Raw genomic sequence first — 25,559 nt, forward strand, 5'->3', positions numbered from 1 at the left:
TTGGTCAAAACAGGTAACGAAGAAAACATATTACGAGGGTGAGCTTCTTCAAATCAGCATTAAAGGCAATAACTACTGACCGGACACAGAAGAAGCTCATGGATTCAGCTAACTTACATTAAGTATCGTGCTTACAGCTCGTAACGTAGACCTAAGTGGTAGTAGCTTTCGTCTGCGTGCGCACCGCCAAACGAGACTTCTTGTCCATTGCTGTAGCCACGCGAGCCGTTACGATCAACGTAGTTTGTGTAGATAGAAGAACGAGGCGTCAGTTTGTATTGCACTTCTAGCGTTGTATCTTTCAGCTCTAGCTCGTCACCATCACTGTTTTCTAAAGAACGATAACCAGCACGCAGTACCCATTTGTCATTTACACTGTAAACCGCCGTTAGTTCCATCACTTTGTCGGTACTGGTTTGTGAGTAATAGCCCTCTAGTTCATCTTCCGAGTACAACGCACCCAACATCAAATCACCTAGGTAGTAACGCGTACCTGCGCCCCAGAATGTGTAATCGGTGTCGTTGCTTTCACGTGCATCACCTTTATTCTTCTGCATCGCCACCACTGGTGCCAAGGTACCCAAATTTCCCATGTCTAGCGTATAACGCAGTGCAGTGTTGTAACCGTAGTCGAGCTCAGAAGTGTTGTTTCCTAAAATGTACGCGACAGAAAAATCGAAATTACCTAGGTTGTTTTGGTATTGCAGCGTGCCATCTTGACGGAAAACTTGCGTCGCGGTTTTGTCGACTTTATTCGCTTGGCGCGCCATAGAAACATCGGAAGAGGCGAACACATCACCAATATCGGTAAACATAATCAATCCAGATGCCACGCGACCAGCAGTAATACGACCATAATCTTTCGCATCAATCCCCGCCCATACATAACGTGCGGTCAGAGACGGTTTGTCGTTTACTTGGTTTGCGTATTCAGCTGCACCCACTTGGTATTGCGCTTGGCCGATGATCGACGCGTACTCGTTGATGGTTTGTGAACCGTTTAAACCAATACGGCCATCAAACTCGCCATTTGCATCGCCGTGCTCGTCATTTTTACTGGTGACATTGAAACCAAGACGAGAGTAAATATTTAAAACTGACCCATCTTCCGCTTGATACAGCTGCGCTGCCATTGCGTTTGATGCCATCAATGTAGGGAGAAGTAGAGTCAAAATGTGCTTTTTCATGATTAACGACCTTTCATTTCTATTGTTTTAGGTACGACAAAGCCCCTTCCGAGTAACGGAATAAGAAAAATTGTCGTGAAGTAGAGAGAGGGTGCGCCCTTGTTTGCCAAGGGCGCGAGCTAGTCCATTCCTATAGGGGAAGAATGATTTAGCTTAAATCGACGTCTTTGCAGCCAAAGAAGTAAGTCGCGAGGAAGCCGACGATGTAAGAGATAAGCAGGCCGGCAACAAACACCATCATGCCCGGGAAGATGCCATTTTCAGATGTCATGAGAGGAATCGCCACGATACCGGACGGGCCAAACACCGTATTAAGACCAACTGGTAAGCCAAGGTAAGAAACTAAGCCGATAAAGAAGCCGCCCGCAGCACCACCAATACAAGCGGTAACGAATGGTTTTACACGTGGTAATGTCACGCCGTAAATCAATGGTTCGCCAATACCTAGAAGGCCAGGAATAATAGCGCCTTTAACTTGAGTACGCAGTAGAGCGTCTTTTTTGGCTTTGAAATACAGCGCCATTGACGCGCCAACCTGACCGCCACCAGCCATCGCTAGGATAGGAAACAGCGAGTTAAAGCCCTGTGCTTCCATCAATGCGAAGTACACTGGAACAAAACCCTGGTGGATGCCAAATACCACAGAAATTAAGAACAAACCTGCCAAAATTGCAGCGCCTAATGGGTTATCGTTCAAGTTGAGGAACAACCAAGACATCCCTTTAAACAGCTCGCCGCCGATTGGCATGATGATCAAGAAGGTTACCGCACCCATGATCAACAGAGTGATAACGGACGTTAAGATCATGTCCAGATCATCTGGCATGTATTGACGAACCTTACGCTCGACTTGCGCACCGATGATCGCCGCCAAAAGTACGCCGATAATGTTGCCGCGCGGATCAATCGCAAAGCCGAAAAACTCGTTCATGCCAGAGTAAATGCCGGATGTCGCCTCTGGGTTGTAACCCAGCACAAACAAAGAGGCGAGAATGGCACCATTAACACCAGAGCCGCCAAACGCTTGCTGCGCGTTGTAACCAATCAGAATACTTAAGAAAGCAAACAGACCCTTACCAAAGACTTTCATGTAGGCGATCAAATCCAGCATAAACTGGCTTGGTGTCTGGTCGAGAACAAACATCTGTTCCAATAACGTCGCAAAACCTAGCAACAAACCAGCGGCAATAAAACCAGGGATCAACGGCGTAAAGATGGTAGCAAACTTGCTTAAAAAACGCTGAACCGCACTGGTTTGTTTGCTCTTCATCTGCTTTTTTTGCTCGGCCGCGACGGCAGAAAGATCTTGTTGCGGCATATCTGGTTCTTCACTGTCACCAGAGGTTAAGCTGTCGATCAATTGATTCATCATCTCAGCCGCTTGTTGAGCTTTTCCGGGACCGAGAATGATCTGAAACTGCTCATCGCTTTCCACCACACCCATTACGCCGGGAATTTGCTTGATAACTGACTGATCAGCCAAACCATTGTTGGCGAGCGATAAACGCAAACGCGTCATACAGTTACCACATTTGCTTACGTTGCTGCTGCCACCCACTGCGGACAACAACTGCGATACTGTGTTTGAAGTTATTTTTGCCATAGGGTCTATCCTTCAGAACTCGGATTATTTAGTTATTATTTAGTGCTGCGCGAATAAAACCGTTGTGCGCGGCGAGGCGTGATTTGGCTTGTTCGGCATCCAAATCGGCCAAAATCATTAAGATGGCAGTTTTGCAGTGGCGATCGCAGGCATTTAATGCTCGCTCTGATTCTTCTTTTGATGCGCCAGTTGCTTCTACAACAATGTTGGTTTGGCGTTGGATGAGCTTGGCGTTGGTGGCCTCTACATCCACCATTAAGTTGCCAAATACCTTACCGCTACGAGTCATTGCACCTGTCGTGAGCATGTTTAACACCAGTTTTTGTGCGGTGCCGGCTTTCATGCGAGAAGAGCCAGTGACAACCTCTGCGCCAACTATCGGCAGAATCGCGATGTCGGCCGCTTTTGCCATGGCACATTCCGGATTACAGGCGATAGATGCGGTCGTAGATCCGATGGATTTAGCGTAGTCCAAACCACCTAGTACATAAGGTGTACGGCCACTCGCTGCAATGCCTACAACCACGTCATGTTTGGTGAGGTGAAGCGCTTTTAAGTCGTCTTGACCCATTTTCGCGTTGTCTTCTGCGTTTTCTACCGCTTTCAAAATCGCTTGGTGTCCACCAGCAATTAAGCCAATCACCATATCTGGATGCGTGCCGTAGGTAGGAGGACACTCGCTCGCATCAAGAATTCCTAAGCGGCCTGATGTGCCAGCTCCCATGTAAACCAAACGGCCACCATTGGCGAACGCTGCAGTAATTGCATCAACCGTCTTTGCAATTTGTGGTAGCACTGCTTTGACCGCGAGCGCGACTTTTTGATCCTCTTCATTAATGACTTGCAGCATCTCGATGGTCGAAAGCGTATCAATCTCTGCACTGGCTGGATTACGGCTTTCTGTCACCAATCGGCTTAAATCAATTTTCATGTTTTACACTCTTCGTAATGTTCAATCTGAGGGCGATTCTATGGAATAAAATATTCTGTTTTGGTGATAAAAATCACACTTGAGGTTATTCTTTGTGCAGGAGAAATTTGGAATAATGAGAGAAAATATACGTCCATTACATCCGATATAAACTGGCTTGGTTAGAATAATCATGGAGTTAAATCAAACTCCAATTATTTTTGTTTTGGAATAATTTATTTAAATTTTTTGAGGTTTTTGTTGTGTCAGTTATCAATAAGATAGTCGCGAGGCGTACTCAGCTTTCGCAAAGTGGTCGTTTGGTCGGCGATTGGATTGTTGAAAACGCAGAAAAGGCGGCGCTGCTCACTAGCCAAGAACTTGCGGCGCAAGTAAAAGTGAGTCAATCGAGCATTGTGAAATTTACTCAGCGTATCGGCTTTAAAGGTTACAGCGAGTTTAAATTAGCTCTGAATGAAGAGATTGGCCGTAAGCATGCGATGCAGTCGACACCGCTGCACAGTGATATTTTGGCTGACGACCCCATTGCGGTTATTTCACAGAAACTGGTGAAAGCGAAAACCGACGCTATGTTTCAAACCACCAATACGCTGTCTTACGAAGCGTGTCACCAAGCGGTGAAATGGTTGAGTGAAGCGCGTCGAGTGCAAGTGGTCGGGATTGGGGGCTCTGCACTGACCGCGAAGGATTTAAGCTTTAAGCTGCTTAAACTTGGTATTACGGCGCTTTCTGAACAAGACAGCCACGTGCAGATTGCTGTTGCCCGCACGCTCTCTCCAGAAGATGTTCAGATCGCAATCTCGTTTTCGGGTGAGCGCAAAGAAATTCTCGTTGCGGCAGAAGCGGCAAAAGAGCAGGGCGCGAAGGTGATTGCGTTATCTGCGCCTGGAAGAAGTCGCTTGCGCGGTATTGCCGATATTACGTTTGATACGATTGCCAATGAAACGGAACATCGCAGCTCATCCATTGCTTCGCGTACCGCGCAAAACGTGATCACCGATTTGCTGTTTATCATCTTGGTTCAACAAAGAGACGACAGTGCCCGTCAGTTGATCAGCGATATCAGTACCGACATCAAACAGATCCTCACATGATCGCTTGTTCAACAGTGGACTAAAGATCCGGATCGTGCCTCAGTAAAGCAATAAAAGCGGATAGATGCTTTTCAATGGTGAGATCGGCAGAAATTGCCGGTAACTCCAACGTGATGCAAGGTAAATCACGTTCACTACACCAAGTGCCGAATGAGCCGGGTGTTTCGTAGTCGACATCGTCCACGATTGGCAGCTGAAACTGCTCGCCGAGCCATTTGGCAAGGTCGGAATGTTTGGGATCATCCACAAACGCAAGCGGTTCATGAAACGACACCACAAACTTTGGCTTGCGCAGTTCAATCAAGTTAATTAATGCGCTAACTTCAGGCTCTAGTTGGTTTTTAGTGCCAGTTTTTACCTGTACGTCTCGAACGGGTGTGTGAGAGCTCCATCGATACACTGTGCCATGCTCAGTCCAATTTTGGGTTGGAAACGCGCGATTGAGATCCACTTGGTTTGCATTTGCGCGTGTGCCTAGTTGGTTGCCGTCAGGATTCATTGACAGAATCACATCATGTCGTAAGTTTTCAGCAGGCAAGCTTCTTAGCGCGCAGGACAAACCTGCAATCGAGGCCGTCTCGTCCCCGTGAGTGCCTGCCAAAATCAAACCTCGCGAAGCACTTTCGACTTGAGCCGGAAAATACAGTAATGGCGCACCAAGCACGGATTGACCGTATGATGTTGGCCGAATTAAAAATGCCGCTCTTTCCGTTCTTGGAATTAGACTCACCGTAATCTCCTGATTGATGAAGTAGTATCAATATCTAAGCTAATTACACCTAGCTAAACTGAACCGTTTAAACTCGTCAACGGTTGAAATGTTAATTGTGGCACTTGCTTCACAAGACGCGTTAGGAGAACGAAAAACGATATGGATTTTAAAAAACATTCAACGGCGTTGCTGATTTCCTCTTTATTCACCCCTTTTCTTGCTACATCAGTTGCTGCGGAGACCTTACCTAAAGACATTCAACTTGCCGCAGAACAGCATTTAGTACGTGCGAATGACGCAGAGGCGGCGACGCTTGACCCAGCGAAAGCCGAAGGTCTGCCAGAAATGCATGTGATTCGTGACTTATTTGAAGGGCTTGTGATTCAAGATCGTGACGGAAACATTATTCCCGGTGTGGCAGAATCATGGGAAACCAACGACAACCAAACCTTTACTTTTCACTTGCGCAAAGACGCGAAATGGTCGAATGGCGAGCCTGTGACAGCGGATGATTTTGTCTATTCACTGCGCCGAGCGGTGGACCCGAAGACCGCTTCTCCAAATGTTTGGTATCTCAAACTCACCAAGATCAAAAACATCGCCGATGTAGCAGAGGGCAAAAAGCCTTTGGACGATCTCGGTATCAAGGCAGTGGATAAATACACCCTACGTTTTGAGTTGGACAGTCAAGTGCCGTACTTTGTTGCTATGACTGGGCACACGTCCATGATGCCAGTGCATCAAGCGACAGTGGAAAACCGCGACAAGCCGTGGAGCGATCCAGACCAATTTGTTAGCAACGGTGCATTCACATTGGATAAGTGGGTCGTGAATGAGCGCATTGAACTGGTTAAGAGTCCAAGTTACTGGGACAGCGCAGATACGCATCTAAACAGAGTGACTTACATTCCGTTTGAAAACCAAAACGCGTCGATCAATCGTTATGCGGCAGGAGAGTTGGATATCACGTCCGATGTGCCGACTCATATGGCGCAGAAGCTTAAACAAGATTACAAGCAGGCTTACACGGTGGTGCCATTACTGTGCACGTATTACTACGCGTTCAATACCACTCGTCCGCCATTTGATGATGCGCGAGTGCGTCAAGCGGTGTCGTACTCCATCATGCGTGATGTGATTACGAATGGTGTCACGCAAGTGGGCAACCTTCCTGCGTATACCTTTGCGCATCAGTACACTGCCGGTTTTGATGCGACGCCCCCTGAGTATAGTAAGTGGAGTCAGCAACAACGTGACGAGAAAGCGCGTCAGTTGTTAAAAGAAGCGGGTTACAGCAAAGACAAGCCGCTCGATTTTAAATTGCTGTACAACACCAGTGAGGCAAACAAATCGATCGCGGTTGCGATAGCGTCGATGCTACAAAAAAATCTCGGTGCAAACGTGGAGTTAGAAAACCAAGAGTGGAAGTCGTACTTAGTGGCGCGTAAACAAGGCAATTTCGATGTGATGCGTGCTTCCTGGTGCGGTGATTACAATGAAGCGTCTACTTTCCTGAGCTTACTTCGCTCAGGTTCTTCGGGTAACTTTGCACGTTACAGCAATGCAGCGTACGACAACGCGATGAACAGTGCATTGGCTGCAACCGATGAGAAAGCGCGCCAAGGATTTTACGACCAAGCTGAACGGTTGCTGGCGGCAGATATGCCCATTGCGCCAATCTATTATTACATGCAAGCGCGTTTGGTTCGTCCAACCGTGGGTGGCTTTGCAAAAAACAACGTAGAAGGGCGCATTTACTCGAAAGATCTCTACATCAAGAAGTAGCGCTCAAAACAAGCGATAAATACGAAGCCCCGAAGATGTGTCTTACGGGGCTTCTTTTTATTGTTAGCGAGCGGAGAGCTTGTCCACGAGCATTGCGATTCGTTTGCCAAGATACTCCGCCGTTGCAACATCAGAGGCATGCAACTGACCACCTTCACCACCTTGTGCAACAATACCACCTTGTACACCATAACGATTCAGGTTTTGCTCCCCAGAATTGCTGATCTTATCCAACCCGATCCACATCATGCCGTGTTGGTTAGCGAGCGTTTGTAGATATTGTAATGTGCAAGATTGGTCGCCATTCATTGCTCCACCACTGGTAAAGCCAGCCGCGATTTTGCCCGCCCATTTTTGGTAATACCAAGATTCACTGCTTGCATCGGCAAATGCTTTAAACTGCGCTGCTACACCGCCCATATAGGTCGGTGAGCCAAAGATAATCGCATCACACTCAGCAAGTTCATCCATTAGTTTAGGGTTCACAAAACGTCCCTCAATAATCTCACTGCCTTCAATTCGGTGAGAGAGGATTTCACATTCATCTTGCTGCTTAATGCCTTGTTGTTCAACGCCTGCGGCAATCGCGCGAGCAAGCTGACCAGTAACGTCGGTTTTAGAGAAATAAATAATCGCAATTTTGGACACAATGGTTCCTTTTTTCATTGTTGATTTTTAATCGTGCGACTAAGGCTAAAACCTCAAGCTAAGTTGAGGTCAACACTAAAACTTAAAAAGAAGTGCATTAAAAAGCCGATGTAGATACATCGGCTTTTTAGTGGGTTATTTCTTTCTGCGAGTATAAATCCGAGATTTTACTTTACTTGGCTCTGGCTTGTTTTTCGCCAGCTTTAGCACTGCTTTTTGCAAAATCTGGTTGTTTGGGTAAGTGATTAAGTTACCGTTGTCGTGCTTAATTAACACGTGAAACATGCTGATTTCTTGAATCTCACCGCAGATGTCTTCATCTTTGTCTACGACTTTAATTCGGTCACCCACTCGGTACGGGAAGACAAAAAAGATCAAAAAGCTGGCAGTGATGTTGCTCAGAATTGACCACTGCGCAATAAACGCCACACCTAATACGGCAAAAATGGACGATAGGAACAAAGACACATCGCCATAGCCAATACCTGTGATAATGGCAAAAATAGAGGCGGTCAAAAATAGCAGCGCGACATTGAAACAGCGCTGAATAAAACTCAAACGAGCCTTTTTTACACCTTTCGTTGTTGCCAAATTTAGGATGGCTCTATTTACAATCCTCTTCAGGATGCGATACGCGATCAGGACAAAAATGCCCATCAATAGTTTGTAACTGAGGGAGCCCGTAGTGAAATACTGGCTCACTTGCTCTAATTGGATCCAATCATTCATTTCTTCATCTCGACGATATCTAGAAAGCGGCTTTTATAGCTGATTTTTTGCTGTAAGTAATCACAATTTTTCTTTACACCATTTGTCTCTGTGTTGAGGTTCCACAGAGTACTATATAAGTTAATCAAAGACTTAGTGAGTATTACGAACTCTTTGGCTTCATTACTTATATTCAATCAAAGCTGACGTGATTTTGAAGAGAGCAATCTTTGAGCTGTATCCCATATCCGACATTCTATGACGCTAGTTCCTTATAAACGAGCTGAATATGACTTTTGTCCTGATAACCTAAGGTGTATTAATTGAAATAGCTTTTAGGGCGTTGAAAAATGGAAGAAGATGAAAAGGCGATTATGATTTTATTCGTGATTGTTGGCCTTGTACTCGTTTGGGTCGCGCTTGAAGAACTTAATTATCTCGGGCTCCCAATAAAATAAGCCCCGTTAAACACAAGTTAAACGGGGCCCTTGTCTTTTATCAATGTGAATTCAGGCTAGCTAACCGCACGCACTTTGCCTTGTTTCAAATCGTTCAGCACTTGCGCTTTAGGACCATCTGCAATGATGCTGCCTTTTTCCATCACAATTACGCGATCAACGATGTCGAGCATAGACGTTTTATGCGTAATCAGAATCAGCGTTTCACTAGGTTTCAACTGTGCTAATTGATGCTTAATGTGCATCTCTGAGCGGTTATCCATTGCACTGGTTGGTTCATCCATGAGTAGAACAGGAGGACGACCCAAAAATGCACGAGCGATCGTGACTGCTTGACGTTGACCACCCGAAAGCATTGCACCACCTTCACCAACTTGGCGTTCTAAGCCCGCTGGGTCAGATTGCGTAAACGCAGTAACACCGGCACGATTCGCTGCGTCTAGTACGTCACGGTCATCGGTTAATGGGCGACCTAGCGTAATGTTGTCGCGGATAGAACCAAAGAACAGATTCGAATCTTGCGGCACACAACCAATATTACGGCGAATGTCGACATGATGCAGCTGTGCGATGTCGGTATCATCAATGCGAACATGACCTTCCGTCGGCTGATACAAACCCATGATGAGACGCTCTAACGTGGTTTTACCCGAACCGATACGGCCTATGATCGCTACTTTTTCGCCTGGGTTAATAGTCAAGCTCAAATCTCGAATCGACGCCACCGGTGAATCTGGGTAGTGGAAGGTCACGCGTTCAAGTTCAATTTTGCCTTGTACTATTGGGCGGTGAATGTAACGTTTACCTTCTTCTTGTTCATCCGGCATTTCCATGACTTGATTGATAATTGTCATAGAAGACTTCGCTTGGTTGTAGCGCGTAGAGAGTAAGGATAACTGAACCAAAGGACCAATCGCGCGGCCGCTAAGCATGGTTGCGGCAATCAAACCACCCATGGTTAAGTCGCCTTCTGCAATTAAGTAAACGCCTAGGATGATCATCCCTACGTTACTACTTTGCTGCACAAAACCTGCCGCGTTTTGAATGCTATCCGTAATTCGGCGGCTTTTTATATTCCAGTTCGCCATGTGTGCAACTGCCTCTTCCCAGCGGTATTGGAATTGGCTTTGCGCACTGAGCATTTTTACGGTTTCTAACCCAGCCAAGCTCTCTATCAAATTGGCATATTTTTGCGATGCTAGGCGTGAACCCTCCTCAATGGAGCGACGCAGCGGTCCTTGTATCAGTAGCGAATGAATAATCAAAATGACCACGCCCACCATCGGTACATACACAAGATCGCCAGCCATTAGCCATATAATCACTAAGAATAAAATGGCAAAAGGCAAATCAATGAGAGCACTGACGGTCGCTGAAGTAAAAAACTCTCGAATAGATTCGAATTCTTGTAAATGGCGAGCGAAGGCACCGACCGAAGGCGGCTTTGATTCCATTCTAATCCCCATCACTTTGCTGAACAGTTTGGATGAAATCAGAATGTCAGACTTCTTGCCCGCCACATCAATGAAGTAATTTCTCAGCGACTTGAGAATGAAGTCGAACAGGAACACGACAAAGATGCCACTTGCTAGTACCCATAGGGTTTCAAACGCAAGATTCGGAACCACTTTGTCGTACACCAAGCGAGTGAATAGCGGAGCGGCAACCGCAAAGAGGTTGATGAGAAGTGATGCGATTAAAACATCACGGTAGATGCGTTTTGACTGCCACAAGGTGGACCAGAACCAGTGGCCTTCGTTGGTTTTGAGCACTTCGGGAGAGCGCTCATCGAAACGGAATTGCTTTTTAACTAAAAAGTACCGACCAGTGTATTGCTCAAGTAGGTCTTCTAATGGAATAGAGATCGGCACCATTCCACTTTCTAGGGTGGTGACTTCGGCCTCGCGTTTCTCCATATTGATGCTGTTGAGAACGCAAGAGTCACCGCCTTTAAGAACTAAGATTGCCGGCAGAATTAGGCTGGAGATGCTCTCCAGCTCTGCGCGGTTTTCCTTGGCAACCAATCCGGCCCTTTCCGCTGCTCTTGGTAGCAAAAATGGGGTCAGTTTACCGTCAGATAGCGGTAGTCCGTTGACTAGCGCTTCTGGCGAGTTAGCTAACCCATAGTAACGGCTAACGTAGATGAGCGAATTCAGTAAAGGGTCTTTCATCGTTGATAAACCTTTTTATTCCTTGTCGACGATGAATCCTTGGAATACCTCAACAAAATGTTCAGTGAGGAAATCCAACTGGATTTGAGTTTCTATACGCGATGCGATAGTCGTAATACCAAGGTTGTGGGCAGTACGAGAGATCGACGTTAGCGTGAATTTCTGTTTTTCGTCGTGCAAGTTGTGTGTGAATAGGTAATCGAGCTTCACATAGTTCGGGCGGAACTCTTGGATGTATTCCAAAGATTGGAAGTTACGTCCGTAGTTATCCACGCCGAACTCAGCACCTGATTGGCGAATGGCATTACATAACAGTGCTGTGTGGTGAGGCTGATCGATAAAGCATTCCTCTGGAATTTCAAAGTGTAGCTTAGAGGCCACTTTGGCGTGTTTTTCCAGCATGCTAGTTGTCCAGCGAATAAACGATGGTTGAGACAAGCTGCTTTGCGCGATGTTAATCGCGACTGGGTCATTAAGTTCACCACTTTCTAGCATCTTAATCATTGATTCAATGACATACTGGTCAAAGATGTTGGTGGCGTCTAACTGTTCTAGTGCGAATAGGTATTGATTCGCACGATACGTTTCACCATCTTTTTCGATGCTTGAAAATACTTCGTTGTGGAATACTTTACCCCATGTGTTTTTCGCAGCTTGGAAACGGAATTTAACCCAATCACTATGAATGGCTTCTTCAACCAACGCTTTCCATTGCTGTTTACCCATCAAACTAGAAGGTGTATCACTGCCAATGAAGCCGTATGGCTTGTCTGGTTGCGCTTTGGCTTTCGATAGTGCGTTGTCCACCATCGAGAGGATTTCAGAGCGCGTTTTCTGATCTTTGCTGTGTGCAACCCCTAGTGACGCTTTAGGTTTTGCTAAGCCTGTTGGGTCAGTATTTAGGCCGTTCACACAATTGACGATGCTGTCCGATAAAATGCGTAACTCGCTCTCATCCATATGAGGGAAAAGCAAGCCGAACTCATCACTAGACAAGCGAGCAATAGTGGCACCCGGTACATCAATTGTGTTTTTCAAACGTTGAGACAGTTCTTTAACGTGGGCATCTGCGCGTTGGTAATCTTTGGTCTCGTAAATGTCCCCAATGTATTCAGCATGGAGTAGCGCGATACCCCCTTGCGTTTGCTCTGCAAGCCATTGGTCGATTTGGTTGATGTAGAATGAGCGGTTACCCAATTTAGATATAGGATCGAGGTAAGCCTGAGCACGCAGACGTTGCGCCTCTTTGGCTTGCTCTTTGAATGATAGCTCGATTTGAGCAGACATCATGTTAATGCCATCTACCACCGCGATAAGATCTTTGGTTCTTGGACGAGCAAGCGGTTCACCAAATTGGTTATTCGCGATTTCATGCATTTTATTTACGATGGCCGTTAATGGTTTTAGCGAGCGACGTAGGATGTATGAAATTGCCACTAAACCAGCTAGAAAAATAACACTGAATACAGACAGCAAGCCAATAAAACCTTGCCAGAGCTGCTCGTAAGCTGCGCCTGGGTGGCTAATGATTTCTACTTCGGCGAGCTGCATCCAACCACTGGTCACAACACGCTTATCGTGAATCGCTTTAAATAGATTCATGTCGATAAACCATTGTGGCACCGTACTTGGTTTAACTGGGTAAGTACGCACGATCTGGTAGTCAGAATCTAATGCTGTAAGACGAACAACGGAGTAGGTGCTGCCGTCAAACAGAGCATTAATCACGGACTCAACCGCGACTTTATCTTTGTCCTTTAGGTAAGGAGCCAGTGCCAAACCTACGGTGTTAATAGTGTTGTTGACCTCTGAACGTTGCTGTTGCTCCAAGCTGTCTCGAGTCGTGTTGAATTGGATTACGAATACTGATGCCAACAAGAGTATAAAGACCGTAACCATCCCCACCACAAGCTTCTTATATAGGGTCATGTTTCTCACTCGTCATAGTTAATTTTAGGTTTATTTAACTGCAACTTACGTTCGCGCGAGCGTAAGTCATTCCAAAGGCTCAACCGTGATGCTTTCCCTGCCAGCTCTCCAGTGCTAGCAGATGACTTCATCAACCACAGGTTTGTACCATTAAAACTGTATATCGGTAGCAAGTCGCTACGCTTAGAGGCTCGGACAATGTCAGGATTGATATTATCGAGAATGAGCGGCTCAGAACTTGGGGTAGGGTAGTAAGCTAATACCATGTGAAACTGATTCAGTTCGATGGCTTTTACGTATATTAACCGCATCTTTGAATCTGGTATTCCTAGCTCGAGTAAAGAGAAGTACTTAGCAATAGTGAAATCTTCACAGTCTCCTGCGTTACTCCCTAAAAATTCGAGTGGCGTAGCCCAATAATCTGTCTTTCCCCACAGTTTTATGTCGTCAACGAAATACAGCTGATTAAAAAAGTCGTTAACGCCAGCGAGCTGTTCATGAGTCTCTAATTGTTTAAATAAGTCGAGGTTCTTTCGCCATGTATTTACGCGCAATCCCGCACGTTCGCCGTACACCGCTGTGACCGTATTGACCCATCGTTGTTCTTTACTGTTCAGCGCACCAAGTTGGAACGACAAACAACTTAAGCTGATTAATAATGTAACTTTACGCTGCAAATTGGATCGCATATTCGACTCGTATCACAAGTATACTCTTCTAGAGAGTTCGTCAGTGAGAAATAAGTGCTTTTTATTTAATCACTTATCGCTCAATACTCCCTATCGCGAGTATCTTAATGTGGTTTACTCCTTCAAGGCGTTCGTTTTGGCACTTAAAATCGGTTTAAGTAGATATTCCAAAACGGTTCGCTTCCCTGTGATGATATCGACCGATGCTGTCATTCCTGGAATGATTGGTAAATCTGCATCTTGACCAAAGTTTGTTTTTTCGGTGCGTACACGAACAATGTAGAAGCTGTTGCCTTCTTCATCTTGAGTGGTATCCGCGCTGATATGTTCCAACTCTCCCTCTAAACCGCCGTACTTTGTGAAGTCGTAAGCTGTAAATTTCACGATAGCATGAAGATCTGGGCGTAAAAATGCGATGTCTTTTGGCGCAATTTTCGCCTCTACCAATAGTGTGTCTTCTGTTGGTACGATCTCGACGATATCCATACCAGGTTGGATAACACCACCGACAGTATTGATGTTCAGTGTTTTGATTTTGCCTGTTACTGGCGAATTCACAACCGTTCGGTTTACTCTATCTTCCAAGCCCACCGCTGATTCAACCAAAGCAGATAACTGGTCTTGGGCGCTGTTGAGTTTCTCTTGCTGTTCAGAGCGGAATTTGAGTGCAACATCAATACGGTTGAGCATGGATTCTCGAATCGCTGATTGCAATACGGGAATCTTGAGCTCACTGGACGTCATTTCACGACGGGTATCGTTGACTTGGCGCTGTAATTTGAGCAGTTCAATACGAGGAACAACGCCCTCGTCTGCCAAAGGTTTGGTGATATCGAGTTCTTTTTTCGCGTATTGGTAGCTTTGACGCAAGTTCCTTACTCGTGCTTGGATCTCTACCAAGTCCTGCTGCTTTTGCTGCACTTGTTGGTCAATAACAGAAAGTTGGTTGCGTAAATTATCTAGATCTTCGCGATATTCTGCTTTTTGACGCTGTGTGAGTTGAGGTCGAGTCTCTTCCAAGGTTGGTGGGAAGGTCAGTTTACCGTAATCAAGTAGTACACTTTGACGCCAGTTTTCCGTTTCAAAATCACGATTAACGGCAACACTGTTAATAGAAGCGGATAGTTGCAGCACAGATGCGGTAAGGTTGGCAACTTGTTGCTCACGTTCACGAAAATCTGAGCGAAAGCGGGTGTCGTCGATAAGCAGTAACTGTTGGCCTTTTTCAACCAACTGACCTTCTTTGACCAAGATTTCTTTGACTAAGCCACCTTCTAAGTTTTGGACTACTTGTATCTGTGAGGAGGGAATCACTTTGCCTTGACCAACCGTGACTTTGTCGATTTCAGCCCAAGATGCCCAACCTATTGCTGCAATGAAAAATAGCACCATAACCCAAAGCATAAAACGCGCGCTGTTGGGGGTATTGAGGAGCAATGCTGCAGTTTTGTCATCAACAAAATCCAACTCTTCATCGTTGAGTTTGTTGTAGTTATCTCGGCTCATCACAGTCCCTGCTTATATAATTACGGATTATCTTTTTGATCTTATTATTATTAACCGATCGTGTCAGCATGCTCGGCTAATAAAATATGAGAAGAGGGTTATTCTCTCTTCAAATGAGCTTTCTTACACTTTCTAAATCAAACAAAAGCATAATTAGCGCCGGAGTATAGCTATTACGCCTTGAACTTGGCTTTATCCAACTGATGTTTTTTTAGTTTGTCGTACAAGGTTTTGCGTGATACCTGTAATTCTAGTTGAACCTCTTTGAGTCTGCCGCGATGTCTTTGCAATGCATCGAATAACAAGCAATATTCAAAGTATTCTGTGCGCTGAGTCATACTCTGAATTTCAAGACTTTTCTCACTGTTCCAATCTTCCATTCTAAAAGTATCTGGCTTGAGGGCACGAAGTTCAGCAAATTGGCGTAGCTGCTTAACGTTTTCTGGCCATTCGAGACTGGTGAGGTGTTTGACCTCTTCTAGGCTGATATGTGGCGGCTGTAACTGATATCGGCTCGCGGTGTGGCGCACAAAGTGCTTGTATAAAGGCCCTATATCTTCCTTTCTTTCATCGAGCGTCGGTAAGTGAATTAGAGTCGCCAGGGATTTTAGAGGCGGCTCGGCTTGGGTGGTCGCGCCAAAAACACGTTCAAGTTTTGGGTGCTTGAATAAGTATTCCCATTGCTCAAATGACACATGCTCTGCGCTATGTAAGTACAAACTGCAGTGGCGTTTTCCTTCACTTAAGCGGTGTATGGCTTTGTCGAGCGCTTCTAATGAAAGCTCATAAAGGTCTTCACCAGAAGCGGCGATTAGCTCACTATCCGGTGTTGCATGTATGTCGTGGGCAAATTGTGCAGCGAGTCGCCGACCCGTACCATCTTGACCTACAAAAATGAGCGGCTGGCTTGTGGGCGCACTGATCAAGGCGCGACGAATGCTCACCATGGCCTTACTGTGACCAATCATTTTCGGACCAACATGAGTTTGCATGTCGAGCTCTTTCTTAAGCCAGATGTTTTCTTGCAACAAGTTCAGTTTATCGCTGGCATTGTTGAGCGATTTCATGAGCTGTTCCGTTGAAAACGGTTTTTCTAGAAAGTCGTACGCGCCGCTTTTCATCGCATCTACCGCGGTTTTCACATCTCCATGTCCAGTAAGTACGATGAATTGAAAGTGATCGTTTTTGCTTCGCAAAGTTCGCATAAACTCCAAGCCATCCATCACGGGCATATGGATATCGGTAATGATAATCGCAGGCGTATTTGAGTCGATTACGCGTAAGGCTTCTACTGCGTTTGGTAAGCAGGTGACGTCTATCCCTTCAATCAGCAGGGCTTGAGACACGGCATCACGAATGTGTGGTTCGTCATCAACAAAGAAAACTGGGTTATTCATGGTCGTTTTCCACTTCTGGGGTACGTTTATTCTGATTGACTATTGGTAGCGTCACGATAAAGGTCATCCCTCCTGCTTGTTGTTCTGTGTTCTGATGTTTATAGGCACAGAGGGAGCCGTGATAGCTCTCTATAATCCGCTTGGAGATTGTTAAACCTAATCCAAGACCCTCCGGCTTAGTCGTAAAAAATGGGTCGAACACTTTTGCTAGGGCTTCGTCTGACATCCCTGGTCCGTTATCGGAAACAAGAATGTCGCAACTGTCATCATGACACTGAACAGCAATGGATATTTGCGGATCGATACAGTGGTTTTCCATCGCTTGTGCGGCGTTGTGGAAGAGGTTTATCAGCACTTGTTCTAATTCAACGCTGTGAATGGCCAGCTTCACATCATAGTCGATGGCCGGAACTTTTAGTGTTACTCCTTGCTTAATAAGCTTGTTGCTCAAAATGCTGGTGGCAGTATGTACCGCGTCGTGCAGTACTGAGATTTCATTGTGTGAATCGTGCGTGGCTTTCCGAGTAAAGACTTTTAAGCGGGCAATGACTTCCGAAATGGTGTCATTGAGTGTCAGCATTTTGCCCAAATTGTCAGCGACCATTGGGTATTTTTCCATTGCCAACAAACGCTGCGAGTTTTCGGTATAGGTTCTTAGTGCGGAAAGTGGCTGATTTATCTCATGATTAATACTGGCTGATAGCTCGCCCAACAGTGCCAATTTCGCGGCTTGCGTCAGTTCTTGTTGTGTTTGTTTAAGCTCTTGTTGGCTTTGCTCATATTGGCGGATGGTCTGTTGTAGTTTTTGGTTGGCTTCACTCAGAACTAGTGTCCGTTGCACTACTTTTTCTTCTAGGCTCACATTGAGATGGGCAAGGCGTGCTTTGTTAACTAGGGTTTGGAACCACGCTAACGCAATTAGAGCAATGAGCGCATATAAGATCAGGAAGACGATATCGGCCTGTAAAACGGCGGCAAGAACGCTGTTGTGGTTAATTAAGGCAACGACGCGAAACCCTTTATCCAATAAGTGTGTTGCGTATGCGAGGTAATTTGGTGATAGAAGCAATTGATTGTCATCAAACTCCGTGACACCACTATGTGCCGTTAACTCACCAAAATATTCGGGTAAGGTATCGCCATATTGACGCGTTTCGGTAAGTTCATTTATTGCACTCGATGACAGTGGGAAAAGTGCACGATAGCGCCAGTCTGGTAAATTGCTCATAAACACGACATTGTGTTTATCTGTAATGAGTACGTCAGTCGTGGTTTGCGAAAGGCGCTGTTCTAATTGCTCCAAGTTCACTTTTACTGTGATCACGCCAACGACTTCCTCATTTACCCACAGCGGAGATGAGAAGAAGTACCCACGTTTATTCGAGCGCACGCCTAATCCAACATATTGAGCGGGCTCACCGCGTCGCGCATTTTTAAAATAGGGGCGATAGCTAAAGCTAGAGCCAACAAACGTATCTTCTTGCTGAAAGTTACTTGAGGCTATGACTAACCCGGTGCGGTCATGAACGTAAATCGTATCGGCCAAACTTTGCTTCAACCAATCTGATAACAGTAGGTTGAGCTCTTGAGAGGGCGTTCCGCGTTCGACTGCTTTGAGTAGTCTTGGGTCGTGACTTAATAGGTTTGGTATCTGTTCAAACTTTGCCAGTTCGTAGTCCACTTCTTGTGACACTTGCGCGGCTTGTCTCTCTAGCTTTTGTTGCCATTGATCATGTTGGTATTGAGTTGCGTAATGATGAGTAAGCGCAAGCCCTGAAATGCCGACGGCACACAGTAGCAGTAAAAAATGACGTAGGGCTTTGGGGTTGAGTAAGTTCACGATCGGCTCACTGGTTTTTTGTGTCATGGTATCAAATGACGCACTGTGATGCTGTGAGCGGCAACGATAACAAGCACAATGATGTCCTTGTATTTCCTCAGTATCGGGAGCACAATCGACAAAAACGAGTGAAGGAGTAAAGATGGAACTTGCTGATATTCGTCGTGAGTACACCAAAGGTGGGCTGCGTCGTAAAGATTTGAAAGCTGATCCTATTGATCAATTTAATCTGTGGCTAGAGCAAGCAGTTGAAGCGGGTTTAACGGACCCGACAGCGATGACAGTTGCAACGGTTGATGAAAATGGCATGCCGTTTCAACGCATTGTTCTATTGAAAAACGTCGACAAAGATGGTTTTGTGTTTTACACCAACCTAGGCAGTCGCAAGGCCCAGCAGCTAGAGCATAACAGCAATATTAGTTTGCACTTCCCTTGGCATCCGTTAGAGCGCCAAGTTCATATTACTGGTGTGGCTGAAAAGCTTACCGCCGTAGAGAATATGAAATACTTTACTTCTCGTCCTAAAGAGAGCCAGTTGGCCGCAATCGCGAGCAAACAAAGTAGCCGTATTTCTGCCAGAGGTGTGTTGGAAGGTAAGTTTTTAGAGCTAAAACAGAAGTTTGCTAAGGGTGAAATACCAGTACCAACCTTTTGGGGTGGCTTTCGCGTAAAACCAAAGAGCATCGAATTTTGGCAAGGTGGCGAACATCGCCTTCACGATCGTTTTCTTTTCTCCCAGCATGATGGAAGTTGGGACATTGATCGTTTAGCGCCATAGGCTTATGGTCCCTCATGAATAAACAAACACCGCCGAATTGGGGCGGTGTTTTTGTAGGTGGAAGCGATGCGAATTATCGCTCTCCATTCAACACAACCGATAATTGATGCTTAAGCAGCGTTTTGGGTACAACAGAGCCGTAGCCTGCTTCCATTGCTTTATCTATTAGCTCGTTCTTGCTGTTCGCTGCAAACTTATTACGTAAGCGTGCGACGTGACCTTCAACGGTTTTTGTTGATATGCCCATGACCTGAGAGATAAATTGAGGCTTTTTGCCATAGAGCAAGAGGAAAAGCGTTTCTTGCTCGCGGCATGTGAGCTTCTCTGGTTTTGGTTGTAAGTCAGAAAAACGAAAGATGGATTGTTGATTTGGGTTGGTACTGATTGCACGACAAACCCAATACCCGACTTCAATCACGGCGGTGTCGGTGAGTTCCCTTCCGTAGAAAATGGTGCCTACGATGTCGCCTTTGTCATCTCGCCACGGTGTTTTAGTAAATATATGTGCTCGCCAGCGGCCATCTGGATAAGGGTGGATATCCAGAATTTTTAGTGACTCGCCAGTTTCGAGAACGTGTTTATCTTGGCGTTGAAATTCTTGCGCGCATTCAGTGGTTGGGCTGGCCATATCAAAATCAGTTTTACCCAAGCACTCCTCGGGCGACGTGTGCCCTAACAGTTCTGCGTATTCCTGGTTTACGTATAGGAATACCGAATCTTTATCTTTGCATCCCCAACAACCTGGTAGCTGTTTAAGGAGGGATTGTTCTATGGTATCGACTGAAATATTCACAAAAGGACTCACTACATACTGCTTTTACCAATACAGAGACGTCCGTGTTACATGGCTCGTATTGATGTTGCCAAGTAGGCAGTTACGTTGCTAGAACACGTTCGTTGATTGGCGCTCAATCCAATTAAATTCGTGGTGTTCGATGTTTTCGTCAGGTAGTCATAGACAACGACGAAATGGAACGAAGAGTTTAATTGGGAAAATGGTCTGTTTCATTACAGATATGTGCGCTCACGGATGTCCGCCAATGTTCGGCTTACAACTCGTATCGTCCTTGATCATGCTTCCTACAACTCAGTTGTAATGTGGTTGACGTTCATATCACTTGTGAGCGAAAGAGCAGCACCTAAGCATATGAGAGGGACAGTGAGACAAACGCTATGATATCAGCTTATGCCATTGTTTTCATTGTTGAGAAGCGAAAAAAAAGCCAGCCTGAAGACGGGCTGGCAACACAAGATATAATCTTGTCGACGTGTAGAAGAGGTTCTAAATTACCTAGCGAGGGTCTGCTAAGTAAGTTAGAGGTATCAATGAGATACCGAGAGCTTTAGATCGTATGCATCTTAAAGCTCGATAACTAATGTATTGAATCAGAGGCATATTAGTAAGGGGGGAAATCCCTCTATATTAAGCTTAAGAGTGGGTTTCGATCCGTTTCAGGGGCGACTTATCTAATATGGAGCACGATGTTTTACAAAATAACGGATTGTTCGGTAATAAGGATCTTTACATTGATTGATTATGCATACGTAAGGTGTTGCCTATCTATCCGTTTTTGTTAATAAAATTGGTTGCTCACTGACCGTAAATTAACCTCGCATGATCATCGTTCCGGAACTATGATCATGTAAATGAACTTGATCATGCTGATTTGATCTTGTCGATTGAGTTGGGTAAAAGTTGCAACCCAACAAAGAAGGTATATGATGCGAAGACGTAAGCTGACCGTGTAAAGACGACTGTTTAAAATGAGTGATTCAGATAATCAAAAAATCCTTTCATATCAAGAGATTATGCTGCCAAAGCCGGCGGAGCTGATCACACTTCCGTCTTATATGGATTGCCACGATCATTCTTATACGCAGATCGTGATTGGTTTAAAAGGGCAAGCCGAATTTGAAGTGCGCGGGCGAGGTAATCTTGTCGGCCCTGGTCAAGGTTGTGTGGTTACCGCATGCTCTGATCATGCTTTCGGTGGCGTCATCAATCAATCGGATATTTTGGTGCTGAATATGCCCAAACCGACAAATGATGATCCTGAAATGCTTCAAAAAATCAATAACCTGGAGAGAGACCATGTCTACTTCCAGTTAGATAGTCAAATTCAGAAGCTGATACAGATGTTGGTTCAGGAAATGCGAAACCATCCGGATGACCTGCTGTTAAGTCGTGCGTGTAACGACACTGTGATTGCGTTAATGCAGCGCCATATCTCGGCATTTGAGACCAGTCGAAAAGAGTCGCGCTTTGATTTGGAGGCGATAGATCGTTACATTGAGCAGCACCTGAGTCATAAGATTAGTGTGGCTCAATTGGCCGGGCGAGTGTTTCTTGGGGAAAGTCAGTTCCATTGCTTGTTTAAAGAGCAGATGGGGATTACACCTCATCAATATGTTCTCGGAAAGCGAATCGACATGGCTCGTGAATTAATCGAGCAAGGGCACCTTTCTTTAGGGCAAATTGCCGAGTTTACTGGCTTCTCAAGCCAGAGTACTTTTACTCATACTTTTACTCGCTTACAGGGAATATCACCTTCCCGTTATAAAAAACAAGTTGGATAACAACGCGTTTTTTAGGTCAAATAATCATCAATTAGAATAAAGCCATGCACTATGCGTGGTTTTTTTATGTTTTATTCACGTGACCTATCACTCGTTTTTTTAAATTCTCTGTTCTTTGCAGTGGCTGATATGCCACTTGATCCTACATTTTCTCTTAGAACGAGCTCTTCACAAAAATCTTATTGATATTCTTAATATTTTGTTGTGAATGCAATGAAAAAATTAAAATTTACAACACAAAATATTACCTATTTGAATGTGACTATGTGGATGTTTTGTTATAAAAGCGAGTTTTTGGCAAAAATGTCGTAGTTTTTGACAAGTATTCTTATCGGCCTCAAAATACACTGCCAGCCATTGATAATCCTCGAAGCGGTTTTCGAGGAGTGAGATTGAGGAACACACATGTTTACAGCTACGAACGTGTTGACACCGGAATTTATCGGGCAGCCGCTTGATAAGTTGTGGTCACTGATCTCGCCATTATATATGGTGGACGAGTCTCAATGGCTAGAGCAACTATTGCCACTAGCGACGCCGACAGAGGATGAAAAATCGGCGATCACTACCCAAACTACCCACCTTATCGAAGCCATTCGTGCCGATAAGAAGTCAATCCAGATGATTGATGCTTTATTGCTGGAATACAGCTTAGATACTCAAGAAGGTATCTTGCTGATGTGTCTTGCAGAAGCATTAATGCGCATCCCAGATGCCGCGACAGCAGATTCTTTGATTAAAGATAAGTTGAGTGTCGCAGACTGGAAATCTCACCTGAAAAACTCTGACTCTGTGTTTGTTAACGCATCAACATGGGGCCTCATGCTAACAGGTAAAGTGGTTGGTCTTGGTGAGCAAGGCACCCAGAGCCCAGGTCAGGCTGTAAACCGTCTGGTAAATAAATTCTCTGAGCCTGTGATTCGTAAAGCCATGTATCAGGCAATGAAGATCATGGGTCACCAGTTTGTTCGTGGTCGTACGATCGAAGAAGCGCAGAAGAACGGTCGTCCAATGCGCGACAAAGGTTTCACCTACTCGTTTGATATGTTGGGTGAGGCGGCGTTAACTACAGCGGACGCGAACAAGTACTTCAAAGATTACCTAATGGCGATCGAAGCGGTGGGTCGCGAGACTTACGGTAACGACACCAGCCCTGCGCCTTCGATTTCCATCAAGCTTTCTGCATTACACCCGCGCTACGAAGTCGCAAATGAAGAACGTGTAATGACAGAGTTGTATGACTCACTAATGCAGCTATTGAAACGTGCAATTGAAGTCGACGTTGCAATCACAATCGATGCAGAAGAAGCGGATCGCCTTGAGCTTTCCCTGAAGCTATTTGAGAAAGTATACCGTAGCGATCTTGTGAAGGGTTGGGGCAAGTTTGGTTTGGTTATTCAAGCCTACTCAAAACGTGCGCTACCAGTCTTGGTGTGGCTAAATGCACTCGCAAAAGAACAAGGTGACGTTATTCCTCTGCGTTTGGTTAAAGGCGCGTACTGGGACAGCGAAATCAAGTGGTCTCAACAAGCGGGTTATGCAAATTACCCAGTATACACTCGCAAAGAAGCGACGGACGTTGCATACCTAGCTTGTGCTCGTTTCCTACTTAGCGAAGGTGTTCGCGGTAATATCTACCCACAATTTGCAAGCCACAATGCTCACACGGTGACGGCAATTGCTGTCATGGCGGAGCACAAAGAATACGAGTTCCAGCGCCTGCATGGTATGGGTGATTCACTGTATAACCATGTTATGAAAATGTACGGTCAGCCAGTACGTATTTATGCTCCTGTCGGTAGCCATGCTGATCTTCTTCCGTACTTGGTTCGTCGTTTGCTTGAAAATGGTGCGAACAGCTCGTTTGTACACCGTCTAGTTGATGCGCGTTGTCCGATTTATGAGTTGACCCATCACCCTGTGGATGTGTTGACGGGTTTTGACACGCTACACAACGACAAAATTCCATTGCCTGCCGACATTTTCCCTGAGCGTAAGAACTCATATGGCGTCAACATCGACATCGACAGTGAAGCGAAGCCATTTGAAGCTCAGGTCGAAAGCTTCATGGACAACCAGTGGGTTGCAGGCCCGATGATCAATGGTGAACGCTTTGCCGAAAGCATGATCAAGGAAAATGCGGCTGAGATCATCACCGCACCATACGATCGCCGAATTGAAGTCGGCAAAGTGGCATTTGCAACTCTTGATCACGTTTCCGCTGCAATTGATGCGGCGCAAACTGCTTTCTCTGATTGGAAAACCGTTCCTGTTGAGCAAAAAGCGGCTTGTTTAGAAAAGCTTGCTGACTTAATGGAAGAAAACCTGGCTGAGCTGGTGGCGATTTGTCACAAAGAAGCGGGTAAAACGATTCACGATAGCATTGATGAAGTTCGTGAAGCGGTGGATTTCTGTCGTTATTACGCGAAACAAGCGCAAAACCTACAGCCATTTGAGCTAGAAGGCTTTGATGGTGTGAAACGCATTTCTAGCCGTGAAGGTCTTGGTGTGTTTGTGTGTATCAGCCCTTGGAACTTCCCGTTGGCTATCTTCCTTGGTCAGGTGACGGCAGCACTGATTGCGGGTAACACAGTGGTTGCAAAACCTGCTGAGCAAACAAGCTTAATTGCCGCTCGCGCTATTGAACTAATGCTGGATGCTGGTTTCCCTGCAGGTGTGATTCAGTTACTTACTGGTCGCGGCGCTGAGATTGGTCATGCACTGACTTCTCATGATGCTATTGCTGGTGTGGCATTCACGGGCTCAACGGCAACGGCGCAACGCATTAACGTTACGCTTGCGGAGCGCAGCGCGAAACCGGTTCCGTTTATTGCGGAAACAGGTGGCCAAAACGCAATGATTGTGGACAGTACTGCATTGCCAGAGCAGGTGGTGCGTGATGTGATTCGTTCGGCGTTTGCATCTGCTGGTCAGCGTTGTTCTGCCCTTCGTGTTCTATTTGTACAAGAAGATGTAGCAGACCGTATGATCAACCTGATTCAGGGTGCGATGAATGAACTGCATGTTGGTTTACCTTACCTACACAAAACAGATGTTGGTCCGGTTATCGACAGCAATGCTAAACAAAAACTCCTCGCTCACCTTGAGCAAATGAGCAAAACACAGACTAAAGTCGCTCAGCTACAGCTGGATGAATCGTGCCAGCATGGTGACTTTGTCTCACCAAGTGCGTTTGAAATCTCGGGCATCGATGTGCTGAAAGAAGAACAATTTGGTCCAATCTTGCACATTGTTCGCTTTAAAGCGTCTGAATTACCGAACGTGGTTGCGCAGATCAACAAAACGGGTTTTGGCTTGACGATGGGTATCCATAGCCGTAACGAAACCACGTACCGTTGGATTGAGAAGCATGCTCGAGTAGGTAACTGCTACATCAACCGAGACCAAGTTGGTGCTGTGGTTGGTGTACAGCCGTTTGGTGGTCAAGGCTTGTCAGGTACTGGCCCGAAAGCTGGTGGTCCACACTACCTATTCCGATTTACTCAACATCTTCTTGCTCAAGCAGAAAACGCATAAGGAGTCGCA

At 45.6% G+C, this 25,559-nt stretch carries 18 protein-coding genes; 5 read left to right on the forward strand and 13 right to left on the reverse strand.

Going from position 1 to position 25,559, the window contains the following annotated elements:
* Nucleotides 1-131: 131 nt before the first annotated feature.
* The 3 genes from J4N40_RS22465 to murQ all read right to left on the reverse strand — a co-directional run bounded on the left by J4N40_RS22465 (nt 132) and on the right by murQ (nt 3,721).
* Complete coding sequence (locus tag J4N40_RS22465) at nt 132-1,187, reverse strand: porin (protein WP_047102475.1); 1,056 nt, start codon at nt 1,185-1,187, stop codon at nt 132-134.
* 148 nt (nt 1,188-1,335) lie between these two features.
* Complete coding sequence (gene murP, locus J4N40_RS22470) at nt 1,336-2,790, reverse strand: PTS N-acetylmuramic acid transporter subunit IIBC (protein ID WP_005500182.1); 1,455 nt, start codon at nt 2,788-2,790, stop codon at nt 1,336-1,338.
* Between the two features lie 28 nt (nt 2,791-2,818).
* Nucleotides 2,819-3,721, reverse strand: a complete 903-nt coding sequence (gene murQ, locus J4N40_RS22475; RefSeq protein ID WP_250654528.1) for an N-acetylmuramic acid 6-phosphate etherase — start codon at nt 3,719-3,721, stop codon at nt 2,819-2,821.
* A gap of 242 nt (nt 3,722-3,963) precedes the next feature.
* Between murQ and J4N40_RS22480 the strand changes: the two genes are divergently transcribed.
* Nucleotides 3,964-4,815 carry a MurR/RpiR family transcriptional regulator gene (locus J4N40_RS22480; RefSeq protein WP_033907250.1) on the forward strand — a complete coding sequence of 284 codons (852 nt, stop codon included), beginning with the start codon at nt 3,964-3,966 and terminating at the stop codon, nt 4,813-4,815.
* Between the two features lie 19 nt (nt 4,816-4,834).
* On the opposite strand, the gene mpaA is transcribed toward J4N40_RS22480, so the two are convergent.
* Entirely contained in the window at nt 4,835-5,545 is a 711-nt protein-coding gene (gene mpaA, locus J4N40_RS22485) for a murein tripeptide amidase MpaA (protein WP_005383577.1), read from the reverse strand.
* A 141-nt stretch (nt 5,546-5,686) separates the two neighbouring features.
* On the opposite strand from mpaA, the gene J4N40_RS22490 reads away from it, so the two are divergent.
* Nucleotides 5,687-7,312, forward strand: a complete 1,626-nt coding sequence (locus tag J4N40_RS22490; protein WP_005383575.1) for an ABC transporter substrate-binding protein — start codon at nt 5,687-5,689, stop codon at nt 7,310-7,312.
* A 63-nt stretch (nt 7,313-7,375) separates the two neighbouring features.
* On the opposite strand, the gene J4N40_RS22495 is transcribed toward J4N40_RS22490, so the two are convergent.
* The 8 genes from J4N40_RS22495 to J4N40_RS22530 all read right to left on the reverse strand — a co-directional run bounded on the left by J4N40_RS22495 (nt 7,376) and on the right by J4N40_RS22530 (nt 18,685).
* Complete coding sequence (locus J4N40_RS22495) at nt 7,376-7,960, reverse strand: flavodoxin family protein (protein WP_054575572.1); 585 nt, start codon at nt 7,958-7,960, stop codon at nt 7,376-7,378.
* 135 nt (nt 7,961-8,095) lie between these two features.
* Nucleotides 8,096-8,689, reverse strand: coding sequence for a mechanosensitive ion channel family protein (locus J4N40_RS22500; protein WP_213912031.1), 594 nt, complete (start codon nt 8,687-8,689; stop codon nt 8,096-8,098).
* A gap of 493 nt (nt 8,690-9,182) precedes the next feature.
* Nucleotides 9,183-11,297: a type I secretion system permease/ATPase gene (locus J4N40_RS22505; RefSeq protein WP_005374556.1), complete on the reverse strand. Its 2,115-nt coding sequence runs from the start codon at nt 11,295-11,297 to the stop codon at nt 9,183-9,185.
* Nucleotides 11,298-11,312: 15 nt separating this feature from the next.
* Nucleotides 11,313-13,226, reverse strand: a complete 1,914-nt coding sequence (locus tag J4N40_RS22510) for a bifunctional diguanylate cyclase/phosphodiesterase (RefSeq protein ID WP_005383568.1) — start codon at nt 13,224-13,226, stop codon at nt 11,313-11,315.
* A gap of 5 nt (nt 13,227-13,231) precedes the next feature.
* Nucleotides 13,232-13,915, reverse strand: a complete 684-nt coding sequence (locus J4N40_RS22515) for a transglutaminase-like cysteine peptidase (RefSeq protein WP_005374561.1) — start codon at nt 13,913-13,915, stop codon at nt 13,232-13,234.
* A gap of 114 nt (nt 13,916-14,029) precedes the next feature.
* The gene (locus tag J4N40_RS22520) at nt 14,030-15,421 is read right to left on the reverse strand and encodes an HlyD family type I secretion periplasmic adaptor subunit (RefSeq protein WP_005374562.1); all 1,392 of its coding nucleotides are present in this window, start codon (nt 15,419-15,421) and stop codon (nt 14,030-14,032) included.
* A 173-nt stretch (nt 15,422-15,594) separates the two neighbouring features.
* Nucleotides 15,595-16,818 (reverse strand): sigma-54-dependent transcriptional regulator, encoded by a 1,224-nt coding sequence (locus J4N40_RS22525; protein WP_005383565.1) that lies wholly within the window; start codon nt 16,816-16,818, stop codon nt 15,595-15,597.
* On the reverse strand, nt 16,811-18,685 hold the full coding sequence (locus J4N40_RS22530) for a sensor histidine kinase (RefSeq protein WP_017634535.1): 1,875 nt from the start codon (nt 18,683-18,685) through the stop codon (nt 16,811-16,813). Before J4N40_RS22530 ends, J4N40_RS22525 begins: the two co-directional genes overlap by 8 nt.
* 115 nt (nt 18,686-18,800) lie before the next feature.
* Here J4N40_RS22530 and pdxH point away from each other — a divergent pair, with 115 nt between their 5' ends.
* Entirely contained in the window at nt 18,801-19,436 is a 636-nt protein-coding gene (gene pdxH / locus J4N40_RS22535; protein WP_005374570.1) for a pyridoxamine 5'-phosphate oxidase, read from the forward strand.
* A gap of 73 nt (nt 19,437-19,509) precedes the next feature.
* Here the strand turns inward: pdxH and J4N40_RS22540 are convergent, their stop codons facing one another.
* Entirely contained in the window at nt 19,510-20,229 is a 720-nt protein-coding gene (locus J4N40_RS22540; protein ID WP_017820063.1) for a helix-turn-helix transcriptional regulator, read from the reverse strand.
* Nucleotides 20,230-21,200: 971 nt separating this feature from the next.
* On the opposite strand from J4N40_RS22540, the gene J4N40_RS22545 reads away from it, so the two are divergent.
* Together J4N40_RS22545 and putA are read left to right on the forward strand one after the other, a co-directional pair.
* The gene (locus J4N40_RS22545; protein ID WP_025768702.1) at nt 21,201-22,013 is read left to right on the forward strand and encodes an AraC family transcriptional regulator; all 813 of its coding nucleotides are present in this window, start codon (nt 21,201-21,203) and stop codon (nt 22,011-22,013) included.
* Between the two features lie 405 nt (nt 22,014-22,418).
* Nucleotides 22,419-25,550 (forward strand): bifunctional proline dehydrogenase/L-glutamate gamma-semialdehyde dehydrogenase PutA, encoded by a 3,132-nt coding sequence (putA, locus tag J4N40_RS22550; protein WP_158173300.1) that lies wholly within the window; start codon nt 22,419-22,421, stop codon nt 25,548-25,550.
* Nucleotides 25,551-25,559: the final 9 nt, after the last annotated feature.

This window comes from Vibrio sp. SCSIO 43097 (assembly GCF_023650755.1).
GTDB lineage: Bacteria > Pseudomonadota > Gammaproteobacteria > Enterobacterales > Vibrionaceae > Vibrio > Vibrio alginolyticus.